14 protein-coding genes are annotated in these 14,481 nt (G+C 60.7%); 9 read left to right on the forward strand and 5 right to left on the reverse strand.

The window, feature by feature from the left end; genetic code table 11:
- Positions 1-183: 183 nt before the first annotated feature.
- The 4 genes from LO50_RS13280 to LO50_RS13295 all read right to left on the reverse strand — a co-directional run bounded on the left by LO50_RS13280 (position 184) and on the right by LO50_RS13295 (position 3,796).
- Positions 184-981, reverse strand: a complete 798-nt coding sequence (locus LO50_RS13280) for a Crp/Fnr family transcriptional regulator (protein ID WP_014819276.1) — start codon at positions 979-981, stop codon at positions 184-186.
- Between the two features lie 111 nt (positions 982-1,092).
- A complete protein-coding gene (locus LO50_RS13285; protein WP_014819277.1) occupies positions 1,093-1,356 on the reverse strand; it encodes a TfoX/Sxy family protein in 264 nt (87 codons plus the stop codon).
- 18 nt (positions 1,357-1,374) lie between these two features.
- Positions 1,375-2,160 (reverse strand): class I SAM-dependent methyltransferase, encoded by a 786-nt coding sequence (locus LO50_RS13290; protein ID WP_044315294.1) that lies wholly within the window; start codon positions 2,158-2,160, stop codon positions 1,375-1,377.
- A 73-nt stretch (positions 2,161-2,233) separates the two neighbouring features.
- Positions 2,234-3,796 (reverse strand): bifunctional aminoglycoside phosphotransferase/ATP-binding protein, encoded by a 1,563-nt coding sequence (locus LO50_RS13295; RefSeq protein ID WP_044315295.1) that lies wholly within the window; start codon positions 3,794-3,796, stop codon positions 2,234-2,236.
- Positions 3,797-3,955: 159 nt separating this feature from the next.
- Between LO50_RS13295 and mrcB the strand changes: the two genes are divergently transcribed.
- From mrcB to LO50_RS13310, 3 genes are all read left to right on the forward strand, one after another.
- Positions 3,956-6,268 carry a penicillin-binding protein 1B gene (gene mrcB / locus LO50_RS13300; RefSeq protein WP_044315296.1) on the forward strand — a complete coding sequence of 771 codons (2,313 nt, stop codon included), beginning with the start codon at positions 3,956-3,958 and terminating at the stop codon, positions 6,266-6,268.
- A gap of 66 nt (positions 6,269-6,334) precedes the next feature.
- Positions 6,335-7,048: a tetratricopeptide repeat protein gene (locus LO50_RS13305; RefSeq protein WP_080902111.1), complete on the forward strand. Its 714-nt coding sequence runs from the start codon at positions 6,335-6,337 to the stop codon at positions 7,046-7,048.
- Entirely contained in the window at positions 7,048-7,374 is a 327-nt protein-coding gene (locus LO50_RS13310; protein WP_044315301.1) for a YqcC family protein, read from the forward strand. The genes LO50_RS13305 and LO50_RS13310 overlap by 1 nt, the downstream gene beginning before the upstream one ends.
- A gap of 42 nt (positions 7,375-7,416) precedes the next feature.
- Here LO50_RS13310 and LO50_RS13315 read toward each other — a convergent pair whose 3' ends face one another.
- The gene (locus LO50_RS13315) at positions 7,417-7,848 is read right to left on the reverse strand and encodes a DUF4124 domain-containing protein (RefSeq protein ID WP_044315297.1); all 432 of its coding nucleotides are present in this window, start codon (positions 7,846-7,848) and stop codon (positions 7,417-7,419) included.
- A gap of 407 nt (positions 7,849-8,255) precedes the next feature.
- Between LO50_RS13315 and LO50_RS13320 the strand changes: the two genes are divergently transcribed.
- The 6 genes from LO50_RS13320 (at position 8,256) to msrQ (ending at position 14,235) form a co-directional block, all read left to right on the forward strand.
- Positions 8,256-9,980 (forward strand): acetolactate synthase 3 large subunit, encoded by a 1,725-nt coding sequence (locus LO50_RS13320; protein WP_031298394.1) that lies wholly within the window; start codon positions 8,256-8,258, stop codon positions 9,978-9,980.
- A gap of 2 nt (positions 9,981-9,982) precedes the next feature.
- On the forward strand, positions 9,983-10,474 hold the full coding sequence (ilvN, locus tag LO50_RS13325; RefSeq protein ID WP_003279875.1) for an acetolactate synthase small subunit: 492 nt from the start codon (positions 9,983-9,985) through the stop codon (positions 10,472-10,474).
- 77 nt (positions 10,475-10,551) lie between these two features.
- Positions 10,552-11,568, forward strand: coding sequence for a ketol-acid reductoisomerase (gene ilvC / locus LO50_RS13330; protein WP_003303406.1), 1,017 nt, complete (start codon positions 10,552-10,554; stop codon positions 11,566-11,568).
- A gap of 154 nt (positions 11,569-11,722) precedes the next feature.
- Positions 11,723-12,562, forward strand: coding sequence for a CDP-diacylglycerol--serine O-phosphatidyltransferase (pssA, locus tag LO50_RS13335; protein WP_014819285.1), 840 nt, complete (start codon positions 11,723-11,725; stop codon positions 12,560-12,562).
- Between the two features lie 54 nt (positions 12,563-12,616).
- Positions 12,617-13,624: a protein-methionine-sulfoxide reductase catalytic subunit MsrP gene (gene msrP / locus LO50_RS13340; protein WP_044315298.1), complete on the forward strand. Its 1,008-nt coding sequence runs from the start codon at positions 12,617-12,619 to the stop codon at positions 13,622-13,624.
- A complete protein-coding gene (gene msrQ / locus LO50_RS13345; protein WP_044315299.1) occupies positions 13,624-14,235 on the forward strand; it encodes a protein-methionine-sulfoxide reductase heme-binding subunit MsrQ in 612 nt (203 codons plus the stop codon). Before msrP ends, msrQ begins: the two co-directional genes overlap by 1 nt.
- The last annotated feature ends 246 nt before the right edge of the window (positions 14,236-14,481 follow it).

Below are 14,481 nucleotides of genomic sequence, written 5' to 3' on the forward strand. Positions count from 1 at the left end.
CAAAAAAAAGACCCGGCAGAGCCGGGTCAAAACCGTGATTAGCCTGATGAGGAGATAACCTGAAGGATCGACTGCCTGAGCCTTCAGCTATCGGCTGATCTCGCGATCAGTTGCGATAATAATAACAATTCTCATTTCTGCGTCAACAGGCTTTCGTAAAAAATATTCTTTGGCTGGTCTGCCTCAAACGGCAACGTTTACCCGCAGATGAGTGACTTCCTTGTTCAGCAGGTCAATACGCCGCGCCATGCTTTCAATGAGGCTGTGAGCAATGCGGGGGTTGCTCTGTGTCAGTCCGAGGAACTGTTCCTTGGGAATGACCATGACCGTGCAGGCCTCACTGGCGACCACCGTTGCGCTGCGTCGCTCGCGGGTGAAGACCGCCATGGCGCCGAAGATCTCGTCCTTCTGTACGTCGCCAACCTTCTGGCCGTCGACGATGGCCTCGGCGTGGCCTTCGATGATGATGAACACGTTGTCTGCCTCGTCGCCTTGGCGGATCAGCTCTTCACCGACGGCGAAATGCTTGAAGCCGGTAGCCGGGCGGATCTCCGGTTGCTTCAGGCGCGCAAGGGCGTCGCCGAGCAGGGCGGTATGACCAATCAGATACTGGGTGAACAGTTCCTGGCGATGCTCATCGGAGTGGATGTGCTGGAACACCGCGTTGCGCGAGTAGGGAATCAGGCTGACAGGTTCGTCGCTGCAATAGCGGCACTCTGGCAGGTCGCCCGACTGGCGCAATCCAACCAGGTCGCCCTCCTGCAGATAGAACAGCGCCTTGCCGTCGATCAGCGCATGCAGTAGCCCAGTCTCGATGATGAAAAGTTGCTGTGGCGGCAGCTCGGCGCACAGATCGTCGGTGTGCTTGAGTTCAAGGTTGGGGCCTGAGGGCTGCAAGCCTTCGAGCAATTGGGTGGGGATGGTTTGCAGGCGGTTGATCAGGCGATCGGCGTAGGCCGGTTGCTCCCCGAGTAAATACATGTCGGTAATCCTTGAACGAACGGGCAGACGATTGGCAGGGTCACGTCGGCGCACAATAGGCTCGGGCGAGGGCCTGAGTAAATCTCGCCGAGCAGAGGTTGTGAGCTAGCTCTAGTTGTCGCGATCGGCGCCCAGATTCCGATTCAGCTCTTCCTTCAGCGGGATCGGCAGCTGCTGCCACGGGACATCTCTCAACGCCCCCTCGATGGCATACAGCAGAACCTTCGAGGCCCCGAAGCCGCGTGCCTTCACCGCGCGATAGGAGCTCACCGCGCCCAATCGTCGGAGGTCCGCAGCGGTGTGAATTCCCGATGCATGCAGCCATTGCACCGAGGTCTTGCCGAGATTGCGGAGCGAAAGCAGTTCGTCGTGCATGGCGGCGTCCTTGCGGTGCTAGCGGTTGGGGAAGCCTGTCAGAAAGTGTAGCGGCCAGCGGATAAGCCTCCGCTGACCTGTCTGGCCCCATGCAGACGTCAATTGGGGCTCGATTGATGTAATGGGGTCGCGACCATGCCGCTGATGCCATTGCTTCACGGCAGACCAGGTGCGCAGATAGCCCATCAGTTCGCGGAGATCCCAGTGCGCTTCGAGGGCGAAGGGCGGCGGTTCGATACGTGGAAAGGGAGGCTGGATATCGCGGTAACCGGCATCGACGCTGCTGCGACCAGCTGGCCAGTAACCGGCGAGTGTTTCGTAGTAGAGCCTGTGGATGATCGCGTCCACTGCGGCCGATATCTCCAGCAGGCTGTAGCACCAGGCGCAGAACAGGCCGTTCGGCTTCAGCGCGCGCCGCGCCTGATTGAAGAATGCCGGCGTGGCGAACCAGTGCATGGCTTGTGCGACTACCAGCAGATCGAGCTGTCCGCAGCGCAACGGCAGATGCTCCGCATCGGCGACGAAACGCTGCACGTTTAACCAGGTGTCGCCAGCCGCGAGCTGTTCGGCGCTCGCGTCGCAGGCCAGGACCCGATGGAAGTGTCGTGTCAGCGGGATGCTCGCTTGCCCGTTGCCAGCCGCAAGGTCGAGCGCGGTGTCGGTGGCCGCGCATTGGCTGGCGAGCCAGTTGAACAGCGCCTCGGGGTAGGTCGGGCGGAAGCGTGCGTAGTCGGTGGACCGGCTGGAGAACAGCTGGATGCTGTCACTGGTCGGCTTTGGCGCGGGTGATTCGCTGGCAGACATAGCGGTGTTCCACGATTGGAATACCGGGAGTATAGAAGCACCGCCGCACTCTGCTGGCGGCGGTGCCTGGCGGTCAGAGGCCGGGCAGGTGCTGACGGATACTGGCGACCAGCTCGTCGAGGCTGCCGGCGTCCTGGGTGTCGACCCGACGGCTATGCAGTCGCTCGCTCTCGTTCAGCGCCTCGCGGCTGGCCTGCTGGGCATGCACTACCTCCATGGTCGCGTCGGATGGGTCAAGCCCCTCGGCCTGGCGTTGCGCCAGCCACTGCGCGATCACCGCATCGGGCGCCTGGCAATCGAGTATCAGGAAGGGCACGCCAGTGGTCTCGGCCGCCTGCCAGGCATCCTGGCGCTGCTGCTGCTTCAGGTATGCCGCGTCGATCACCACGGAAAAGCCAGCCTGCAGCGCTGTCGTTGCCAGCTGGTGCAGCCGCTTGTAGGTCTCATCGCTGGCCTGCTGGCTGTAGATACCGGCATCGAGGTGGCCCTGCTGGGCTTCGGGCTGCTCGCCATGCAGGCGCTTGCGTTCGATATCCGAGCGCAGGCGTATCGCGCCAAGGGCCTCGACCAGGCGTAGCGCAACATGGCTCTTGCCTACGGCGGACACGCCGTGGGTGATGGCGAGGAAGCGCGAGGGAATGGCGCTGTAGCTTTCGGCCAAATTCGCGTAGCTGCGGTACTGCCGTACGATCACCTTGCGTTGCACCGCGTCCTGCTCCTGATACAGACGGAACAGGCTGACCTTGGCGCGGACCAGTGCGCGATAGGCCTTGTACAGATTCAGCAGCGCCAGCGCTGCGTAGTCGCCGGTGCGTTCCAGCCAGCCATTGATGAACCTGCGCGCCTGGCACTTCAGGCCACGATCCTCGAGGTCCATGGCCAGGAAGGCTGCGTCCGAAGCCACATCAATCAGGCGGAACGGCTCGTTGAACTCGATGCAGTCGAACAGCACCACCTTGCCATCGATCAATGTGGCATTGCCCAGGTGAAGATCGCCGTGACATTCGCGGACGAAACCTTCCTGGCAGCGCTGGTCGAGCAGCGGACGCAGGCGCTCGATACTGGTTTCGGTCCATTCCTCGAGCGCATCCAGCTGGCGGAGATCCTCGGCTTCGCTGAGCAACGGGCGAATCTGTTCGAAGTTCTGCCGCATCGGCGCAACGATCGCATCGGCACTGCTCAGTGCATGACCGGCAGGCACCTGCGGGGTGCCCTGGTGGAAGCGGGCGATCTGCTCGGCCAGGGCGTCAATGTGCGCGTCCGTCAACTCGCCGCGCGCCTGCAGTTCGGCCAGTAGCTGGGTTTGTGGGAACTCGCGCATCTTCAGCGCATATTCGAAGGGCTCGCCTGTACCATCGATCTCGGGTGCATCCGGCGATCCGCTGATTGGTACGACTTCGAGATACAGATCCGGCGCCATGCGCTGGTTGAGCCGTAGCTCTTCTTCGCAGAAATGCTTGCGTGAGGCGAGGTCTGTGAAGTTGAGAAAGCCGAAGTCCACTGGCTTCTTGATCTTGTAGGCATAGGTGCCGGTGAGGATGACCCAGGAAATGTGGGTCTCGATTACCCGAAAGCCCTCGCTGGGGTGCGGGTACAGGGCAGGATTCTGCAGGGCGGCGATCAGTGCTTGGCTCACGGTCATTCCTTGTTGAAGTTCTTGAACGGGGCGTGCGAGTCCACTGCGAAGCAGTCCACACAGTCGAAAAGTCGCAGGCATTATGGCCGCTGTGCGTTGCGCTGCAAACCGCTGAGAGGCCGTCGGTCCGCGCCTGCAAAGTGCGTATAATGCGCCGCCATGACTAAATCTCGCTCCCCCCGTACACGCTCCAGACGCCGCTCCGCTGGCGCTCGCCCCTGGTTGGGCTGGGCGGTCAAACTGTCCATTGTCGGCCTGGTGATCCTGGCCGGTTTCGCCATTTATCTCGATGCCGTGGTGCAGGAGAAATTCTCCGGCAAACGCTGGACGGTTCCGGCCAAGGTCTATGCACGACCGCTGGAGTTGTTCGTCGGGCAGAAGCTCGATAAGACCGATTTTCTCGCCGAGCTGGATGCGTTGGGCTATCGCCGCGAAAAGGCTGTCAGCGGTCCGGGTGGCGCGTCGGTGGCTGGTAATGACATCGAACTGCACACCCGCGGCTTCCAGTTTTACGAAGGTGCCGAACAGTCGCAGCGGCTGCGAGTGCGCTTCTCTGGCGATTTCGTCGCCGGCCTCAGCGCTGCCAATGGCGGCTCGCTGCCGGTAGCGCGGCTGGAGCCGGTGTTGATCGGTGGGCTGTACCCCGCGCACAACGAGGATCGCATCCTGATCAAGCTCGATCAGGTGCCGCCGTATCTGGTGGAAACGCTGGTCGCCGTGGAGGATCGGGAGTTCTTCAATCACTTCGGTGTATCGCCCAAGTCCATTGCCCGCGCTGTCTGGGTCAACCTGACTGCAGGCCAGGTTCGCCAAGGGGGCAGTACGCTGACCCAGCAGCTGGTGAAGAACTTCTACCTGACCAACGAGCGCAGCCTTAGCCGTAAGGCCACCGAGGCGATGATGGCGGTGCTGCTGGAGCTGCACTACGACAAGGAAGACATTCTCGAAGCCTACCTGAACGAAGTGTTTCTCGGTCAGGACGGTCGCCGTGCCATTCACGGCTTCGGTCTGGCGAGCCAGTACTTCTTCGGCCAGCCGCTGGCCGAGTTGAAGTTGCCGCAGGTGGCATTGCTGGTCGGCATGGTGAAAGGGCCTACCTACTACAACCCTCGACGCAATCCCGAGCGGGCGTTGGAGCGGCGCAACCTGGTTCTCGACCTGCTCGCCGAGCAGCAGGCGGTCAGCGCCGAGGACATAGCAAAAGCCAAGCAGGCACCGCTGGGCGTGACCCAGCGTGGCAGCATGGCCGACAGCTCCTATCCGGCCTTCCTCGACCTGGTCAAGCGTCAGCTGCGTGAGGACTATCGGGACGAGGACCTCACCGAAGAAGGTCTGCGTGTCTTCACCAGTTTCGATCCGGTGATCCAGCTCAAGGCCGAGCAGGCCATGAGCGAAACCCTCAAGCGTCTCGGCAAGAGCACCGAAGGCGTCGAAGGCGCAATGATCGTGACCAATCCTGAGACCGGTGAAATTCAGGCCCTGCTCGGTGGTCGCCAGCCGGGTTTCGCGGGGTTCAATCGCGCGCTCGATGCGTCACGGCCGATCGGCTCGCTGATCAAGCCGGCCATCTACCTGGCTGCGCTGGAAAAGCCCAGCCAGTACACGCTGACCAGTCTGCTCGAAGACGAGCCCTTCTCGGTCAAGGGCGCCGATGGACAGATCTGGAAGCCGCAGAACTATGGGCGTCAGGCTTATGGCACGGTTTACCTGTATCAGGCACTTGCCAATTCCTACAACCTGTCCACGGCGCGGCTCGGGCTCGATCTGGGCGTGCCGAATGTACTGAAGACGCTTGAGCGGCTGGGCGCTTCGCCGAAGTGGCCCGCCTATCCGTCGATGCTGCTCGGAGCGGGCGGTTTGCGGCCAATCGAGGTGGCGGACATGTACCAGACCCTGGCCAACGGCGGCTTTAACACGCCGTTGCGCGGAATTCGCAGTGTGCTGACCGCGGATGGTGAGCCACTCAAGCGCTATCCGTTCCAGATTCAGCAGCGCTTCGATCCGGGTGCCATCTACCTGACCCAGTACGCCATGCAGCGTGCCATGCGCGAAGGAACGGGTCGTTCTGCCTACAACCGACTGCCGCAGTCGCTGAATCTCGCTGGCAAGACCGGTACCACCAACGACTCGCGTGACAGCTGGTTCGCAGGCTTCAGTCAGGATCTGCTGGCAGTGGTCTGGTTGGGTCGTGATGACAATGGCAAAACTTCGCTGACTGGGGCGACCGGCGCGCTGCAGGTGTGGAGCGATTTCATGCGGCGGGCCGATCCGCTGCCTCTGCAGATGCCGGTGCCGGACAACGTGACATATGCCTGGGTGGACGCGCGAAGTGGCCTGGGTACGGATGAGCGTTGCCCCGATGCGGTGCAGATGCCCTATATTCGCGGCAGCGAACCGGCCCCCGGACCTGGCTGCGGCATTCAGGCGCCGGCGGAGTCGGTCATGGATTGGGTGCGTGGCTGGTTGGAGTAACTGCCGCAGAGGTCGCGTGCTTCGTGGTTCTACGTTGAGAGGTCTGAATTGGTGAACAAGCAGTGGATGGCCGTTGTTGCAGCGGTGACGCTGGTACAGGGGTGCGCGACAGTGGATCGTGGTTCGATCCCCGTGGTGGACTCAGGCGCTCCCGTTTCCGAGGAGGTGGCGGCTCGCCAGGGATACCGCGCGCCAGCCGCGGTCGCGACGCCAAGGCAGCAGCAGGAGGATTCTGGGGTGGTGGTGATGGTGCCGCAAGGCAGCTCTGCACCGCTTGAGACGTTCGCCGCGCCGGATGCACCGTTTGCCAGATCGAGTGGAACGACAGGCGGAGATCAGCCTGCGTGGCAGCCGGCACCGTCAATCTCGGCGCCGGCCGTTACGCAGCAGCAACCGAGCATGCCCACCGGTATCCCGTCCTCCGGCAGCAGCAGCGGCCTGGCCGCCGACGAGCAGCTGGATGGCCCGGTGCTCGCGCTGTTGACTACGGCTCAACAGCAGCAGGGCGGTGGTGACCTGAATGGTGCGGCTTCCAGTCTCGAACGTGCGCAGCGTATTGCGCCGCGCGAGCCGCAGGTCCTTTATCGTCTGGCCCAGGTCCGGTTGGCGCAGGGGGATGCCACTCAGGCGGAGCAGCTGTCGCGCCGCGCATTGAGCTATGCCAGCGGGCGTCCGGCGCTGCAGGCCAGCCTCTGGGAGTTGATTGCGCAGGCACGTGAGCGGCGGGGCGACAGTGCCGGTGCCGCGCAGGCTCGTGAACGAGCCAAGGTCAATCTATGATGGATCCGCGCCTTCCGGCAGTCGCGCAGCAGCTGCTTTTGATCGAGCGCGAGCTGCGCACGCTTGACATGTGGAGCGTCGAACCGCCGGTGCCGGAGGCTCTGGCCAGCGTCGAGCCGTTTTGCGTGGATACGCTGCGCTTCGAGCAATGGCTGCAGTGGATATTCCTGCCGCGGATGAAGGCGATTGTCGAGGCGGATCATCCTCTGCCGCAGGCGTCGGGCATCTGTGCGATGGCAGAGTTGGTCTATCGGGAGGCGCGGGTAGTCAGTCTGCTCGAGGCACTGCGTGCTTTCGATGCGTTGATCGAGGCGCCTTCGCGCTGAGCGGCTTGGCGCGCCGCCAGCGCAATACCTGAAGATGCGGTATCAGTTGCAGTTTTCGGCGATCTTGTCGCGTGTTTCTGCGATCCTTGCCTGCCGCTCCTCTTCGGTGATTCGCCGGGTTTCACCCTTCTCTTCGACACGTACCCGCGGATTGTTCTGCAGTTGCGCGAGGTTGGTGCGCATCGTCTCGCAATAGCGCTTGCGTTCGGCCTCTTGCTCAGCGACCTGGCGCTTCACCTTGCGATCGATGCTCTGCTGGTCGACCTCGGTTTCGTCCTCGACGACGGGGGCTGGCATCGTGGTCGATTTTGCCGGCGCGGTAACGGTGTTGACGGTTTCCACCTGCTGCCCTTGCGGCGGTTGCGCGCCGAAGTGCGTGACCCCCTGGGCGTCTACCCACTTGTATACCTGGGCGGCCATGACGTTGCCGCAAAGCGCCAGTACCAAGCCGCCCGCAAGAAACATGAATCGCATGTCGTTACCTTCATTGGAATCGGAAACCGGCAGTCACTATACCCAAAAGCCAGAGCGCCGCTTCTGCACCCTGTCACAGCTCAACGCTGCCCAAACACAACGGCGAGCTTGACTTGCTGGTGCTGAATCCGAACAATTCGAGGCTTGCTGTCCTGAGTCGCCTCGCCGCAAGCGATACCGGCTCAGTCTAGACAGACATGAGGTGCTACCCGCGCCGACCTGCATCACCCGCAACGCGTTACCTCGCGCTGGGTGGAGAGCCCGCGACACCAGGGTCTCTTCCAATACTGGCTCAGTCAGTGGCTGACGTAGTCGGCGACCACCGTCGCTCATGCCCTGCTGGCAGTAAACCTATTTCTGGCGGCTCCGACTTGGAATCGCTATCTGGCGTTTCAGAGGTGAACAACGTGGAACTCTTATCCGGCGCTGAAATGGTCGTCCGCTCCCTGCGTGACGAAGGCGTTAAGTACATCTACGGGTACCCGGGCGGTGCCGTTCTGCATATCTACGATGCGCTTTTCAAGGAAAAGGCCATCGAACACATCCTGGTTCGTCACGAGCAGGCCGCCACGCACATGGCTGATGGCTATGCGCGCGCGACCGGCAAGGCCGGCGTGGTGTTGGTGACATCCGGTCCTGGGGCGACCAACGCCATCACCGGTATCGCCACCGCCTTCATGGACTCGATCCCGATGGTGGTCATCTCCGGTCAGGTGCCCAGCACCATGGTCGGCACCGATGCCTTCCAGGAAACCGACATGATCGGTATCTCCCGGCCCATCGTGAAGCACAGCTTCATGATCAAGCATCCTTCGGAAATCCCCGAAGTGATGAAAAAGGCGTTCTATCTCGCCGAATCCGGGCGTCCAGGGCCGGTTGTCATCGACATTCCGAAGGACATGACCAACCCGGCCGAGAAGTTCGAGTACGTCTATCCGAAGAAGGCCAAGCTGCGTTCGTACAGCCCGGCCGTGCGTGGGCATTCGGGCCAGATTCGCAAAGCGGCGGAACTGCTGCTGGGAGCCAAGCGACCCATCATCTACGCCGGTGGCGGCGTGATCCTGGGCAAGGCCTCGGCGCAACTGACCGAGCTGGCGAAGATGCTCAACCTGCCGGTGACCAACACCCTGATGGGCCTGGGTTGCTATCCGGGCGGTGACCGCCAGTTCGTCGGCATGCTCGGCATGCACGGCAGTTACACCGCCAACCTGGCCATGCACCATTCCGACGTGATCCTGGCGGTCGGTGCGCGCTTCGATGACCGCGTCATCAATGGTGCGGCGAAATTCTGCCCGAACGCCAAGATCATCCATATCGACATCGACCCGGCGTCGATCTCGAAGACCATCAAGGCCGACATTCCGATCGTCGGTCCGGTCGACAGTGTGCTGACCGAGATGGTCGCCATCGTCAAGGAAATCGGTCAGACGCCGAATGCCGAGACGGTCGCCAGCTGGTGGAAACAGATCGACGAGTGGCGCGGCAACCGCGGGCTGTTCCCCTACGACAAGGGCGATGGTTCGATCATCAAGCCTCAGGCCGCCATCGAGGTGCTTTGCGAAGTGACCAAGGGCGACGCCTATGTGGCCTCGGACGTCGGTCAACACCAGATGTTCGCCTGCCAGTACTACAAGTTCGACAAGCCCAACCGTTGGCTCAACTCGGGCGGCCTCGGCACCATGGGCTTTGGTCTGCCTGCAGCCATGGGCGTGAAGCTGAACTTCCCCGAAGCCGATGTCGCGGTGGTGACGGGTGAGGGCAGCATCCAGATGAACATCCAGGAGCTGTCCACCTGCCTGCAGTACGACCTGCCGGTGAAGATCATCAACCTCAACAACGGTGCGCTGGGAATGGTTCGCCAGTGGCAGGACATGGTGTACAACAGCCGCTATTCGCACTCCTACATGGAGTCGCTGCCAGACTTCGTCAAGCTGGCCGAGGCTTATGGTCACGTGGGAATGCGCATCACCGACCTCAAGGACCTCAAGCCGATGATGGAAGAGGCGTTCGCCATGAAGGATCGCCTGGTCTTCCTGGATATCGCGGTCGATACCGCTGAGCACGTCTATCCGATGCAGATCAAAGACGGTGCGATGCGCGACATGTGGCTGAGCAAGACGGAGCGGACCTGATCATGAGACACATCATTTCCCTGCTGATGGAAAACGAACCGGGTGCGCTGTCTCGTGTGGTCGGCCTGTTTTCGCAACGCAACTACAACATCGAAAGCCTCACCGTGGCGCCGACCGAAGACCCGACCCTGTCGCGTCTAACGCTGACCACGGTAGGCCACGAGGAGGTGATCGAGCAGATCACCAAAAACCTCAACAAGCTGGTTGAGGTGGTCAAGCTGGTCGACCTGTCGGAAAGCGCCCATATCGAGCGTGAACTGATGCTGATCAAGGTCAAGGCCACCGGTGCCCAGCGCGCCGAGGTCAAGCGCACCACCGATATCTTCCGCGGGCAGATCGTCGACGTGACCACCAGCGTCTATACGATTCAGTTGGCCGGAACCAGTGACAAGCTGGACAGTTTCATCCAGGCCGTTGGCACTGCTTCGATCCTGGAGGTTGTGCGCAGTGGCGTCACCGGGATTTCCCGCGGTGACAAGGTGCTGAGTATCTAACGGCTGGCGGACGCGTCGTCTCTCCAGTCAGTAACGTTTTATCGAATGGCCCACGAGGCCGGCAACAGGGGTAATTCATGAAGGTTTCTTACGATAAAGACTGCGACCTCTCCATCATTCAGGGCAAGAAGGTCGCCATCATCGGTTACGGCTCCCAGGGCCACGCGCACGCGTGCAACCTGAAGGATTCCGGCGTCGACGTCACCGTCGGCCTGCGCCCGGGCTCGTCGTCCATTGCCAAGGCCGAGGCCCATGGCCTGAAGGTCAGCGACGTGCCGGCCGCTGTTGCCGCTGCCGACCTGGTGATGATCCTGACCCCGGACGAGTTCCAGGGCCGCCTGTACAAGGACGAAATCGAGCCGAACCTGAAGCAGGGCGCTACTCTGGCCTTCGCCCACGGCTTCTCGATCCATTACAACCAGGTCGTGCCCCGTGCCGATCTGGACGTGATCATGATTGCTCCCAAGGCGCCGGGCCACACTGTGCGTTCCGAGTTCGTCAAGGGCGGCGGCATCCCTGACCTGATCGCGATCTACCAGGACGCTTCCGGCAATGCCCGCAACGTCGCGCTGTCCTACGCCTGTGGTGTCGGCGGTGGCCGTACCGGCATCATCGAAACCACCTTCAAGGACGAAACCGAAACCGACCTGTTCGGCGAGCAGGCTGTTCTCTGTGGCGGTTGCGTCGAGCTGGTCAAGGCCGGCTTCGAAACTCTGGTCGAAGCTGGCTACGCGCCGGAAATGGCCTACTTCGAGTGCCTGCACGAGCTGAAGTTGATCGTCGATCTGATGTTCGAAGGCGGCATCGCCAACATGAACTACTCGATCTCCAACAACGCCGAGTACGGCGAGTACGTGACCGGTCCTGAGGTGATCAACGCCGAGTCCCGTGCCGCCATGCGTAATGCCCTGAAGCGCATTCAGGACGGCGAGTACGCCAAGATGTTCATCACCGAGGGCGCTGCCAACTATCCGTCCATGACTGCCTACCGTCGCAACAACGCGGCGCACGGTATCGAAGTGGTCGGCGAGAAGCTGCGTGCAATGATGCCTTGGATCGCGGCGAACAAGATCGTCGACAAGAGCAAGAACTGATCGTTCTACTGCTCAAGAAAACGCGGCTTCGGCCGCGTTTTTTCGTTCGGCCTGCCAGGCTTCTGGTATAAAACCCGGCTTTGGCCAGGCTGAACCCCAAGTCTCCAGGACTGGTCGAAATCTATCCGTAACCTGTTGTAGAAGGTGAATGCGCATGAGTGGACAACCCGAAGAGCCGAACAAGCCAGTCGAGCCAGAAAGCATTCTGCCGATCGACGAGCATGTCGAGGAGACCCAAGAGCCTGATGGGCGCAAGGTTCGTCATCGTGGCATCTATCTGCTGCCCAATCTGTTCACCACCGCCAACCTTTTTGCTGGTTTTTTTTCGATCATCACCGCGATTAACGGCAACTTCTACGTGGCCGCCGCCACGGTGTTCGTCGCTATGGTGCTCGATAGTCTGGATGGGCGCGTGGCTCGTCTCACCAATACCCAAAGCGCATTTGGTGCCGAGTACGATTCGCTGTCGGACATGGTTGCCTTTGGTCTGGCCCCCGCAGTGCTGGCGTACGAGTGGGCATTGTCCGAACTGGGTAATGTTGGTCTCACCGTTGCCTTCATATATGTCGCTTGCGCCGCTCTGCGTCTGGCGCGTTTCAATACGCAGATCGGTAAGGTGGATAAGCGGTGGTTCATTGGTCTGGCTAGCCCGGCTGCAGCGGGGGTAGTCGCCGGCTGGGTCTGGGCTGTCTGGGCACTGGATGAGGTTGGTATTCGCGGAGTCGATCTGCCGCTCATATTGGTCATGCTGTTCGCGCTGATGGTCGCAGCCGCAGGTTTGTTGATGGTCAGCAATATCAAGTACTACAGCTTCAAGGATCTCGATTTGAAAGGGCGCGTACCTTTCGTCGCTATCCTGATAGTAGTGCTCGTGTTCGCTGTCGTGTTCAGTGATCCGCCCCGCATTCTGCTGTTGATCTTCCTGGCGTATGCGGCGTCCGGTCCTGTGCAGTACCTGATGCAGTTGCGCCGCCGCAAGCGTGTCGAGGGTTGATTTTCAACTCGGCTGCGCGTATTGCTCCATCGGAGTCAGTACGCGGAGCAACCCATGCTTATCAAGATTCCCGCCTCCGGCGAGTGTCGTGAGTCAGAGGTAACGGCCGAGGCTGCTTATTTGAGCCGTCGGCAGATTCTTGGTGGGGTGATGCTTTCGGGGGCTGCCGCCGGATTGCCAGCTCTCGCTAAAGCTTCCGAGCGTTATCCTGGCGTTACATCGGCGCCAGCACCGAAATGGTTCGCCGACAAGCTCGCCAGCGCTCGTTGGCAAGCAGTGGTCCCAGACGGCGAAGCCATCACGCCATTTGCGGACGCTTCCCAGTACAACAACTTCTACGAATTTGGCCCCAACAAGGGTGATCCGGCGCGTCATGCTTCGACTTTGAAAGTGGAGCCTTGGTCGGTGTTGATCGACGGTGAGGTCGATCAGCCTGGGCGTTACGCTCTTGAGGAACTGTGCTCGGAAAGCCGACTCCAGGAACGCATCTATCGGCTTCGCTGTGTTGAAGCCTGGTCAATGGTCATTCCGTGGCTGGGATTTCCTTTGGCCGATCTGATTCGCAAGGCCCAACCGCATTCCTCTGCGAAGTTCATTCGTTTCGAAACGGCGTACCGGTCGGAGGAAATGCGCGGAACCCGCTCCGGGTTTGGGCTGATCGATTGGCCCTATATCGAAGGGTTGCGAATGGATGAGGCCATGCATCCGCTAACGTTGCTTGCAGTCGGGATGTATGGCCGTACGCTACCTAACCAGAATGGGGCGCCGCTGAGGCTGGTGGTCCCTTGGAAGTACGGCTTCAAGAGCATCAAGTCGATTGTACGCATCAGCTTCGTGCGCGAGCAGCCGATTACGACCTGGCAGTCGATGGCGCCGCAGGAATATGGGTTCTACGCCAACGTCAACCCGAAGGTTTCGCATCCGCGATGGTCGCAAGCTCGTGAGCGCCGGCTCCCAGGAAGTCTGTTCAGCACAAACCTCCGGGACACCCAACTGTTCAACGGCTACGCGGAGCAAGTCGCGGGGTTATATAGCTCGATGGATCTCAGTAAGGACTATTGATGCGCTACCCCGTGTGGCGGCCGGCGGTTTTCGCCTGCGCCGCGAGCTTGCCGTTGTATTGGCTGTATCTGGGCTGGCAGTTCGCGCTTGGTCCTGACCCAGGCAAGGTGCTGGTCGATAATCTCGGTGAGGGTGCGCTGGTTTTGCTGCTTCTGACGCTTTCGATGACTCCGATGCAACGGCTGACTGGATGGGGTGGCTGGCTTGCCGTCCGACGTCAGCTCGGACTGTGGTGTTTCACCTATGCACTGCTGCACCTGAGTGGTTATCTATACTTCTTATTGGGTGGCGAGTTTTCTCGTTTGGGCGAGGAATTGCGCGAACGCCCCTATGTTCTGGTCGGTGGACTAGGGTTTGTCGGACTGACCGTCTTGGCGATGACATCATCCCGGTGGAGCATGCGCCGGCTTGGTAAGCGCTGGAAGAAAGTGCATAGGTTGGTTTATCTCATTGTCATTCTTGCGTTGCTGCATATGCTCTGGGTCGTTCGAGCGGACGCGGCCCGTTGGTTTCTCTATGCGGGTATTGCAATGGCGCTGTTCTTCTTGCGTGTTCCAGCGGTGACTAAGACTCTCGCTTCAGTGCGCAGCCGAAAAGGTAGGGGTGAATAAAACTGAAATAAACGGTTGACGTTGATTTTCAGGCTCCTATAATGCGCACCACTTCCGGCGCAGTCCTTAAGCAAAACCTCTTGTAAATCAAAAGGTTAGCGAAATAAAAGGGTTGCACGGATGGCGGATTCGAGTAGAATGCGCCGGGCTGGCAGGGTGGTGGTTGAATCCTGTTGGCAGCTTCGGTCGGGTTGATCGGGGGTGGTTGACAGCGGTTTTGAACGCTGTATGATTCGCCTCCCGCTG

The sequence above is a fragment of the Stutzerimonas stutzeri genome, from assembly GCF_000935215.1.
Lineage (GTDB): Bacteria > Pseudomonadota > Gammaproteobacteria > Pseudomonadales > Pseudomonadaceae > Stutzerimonas.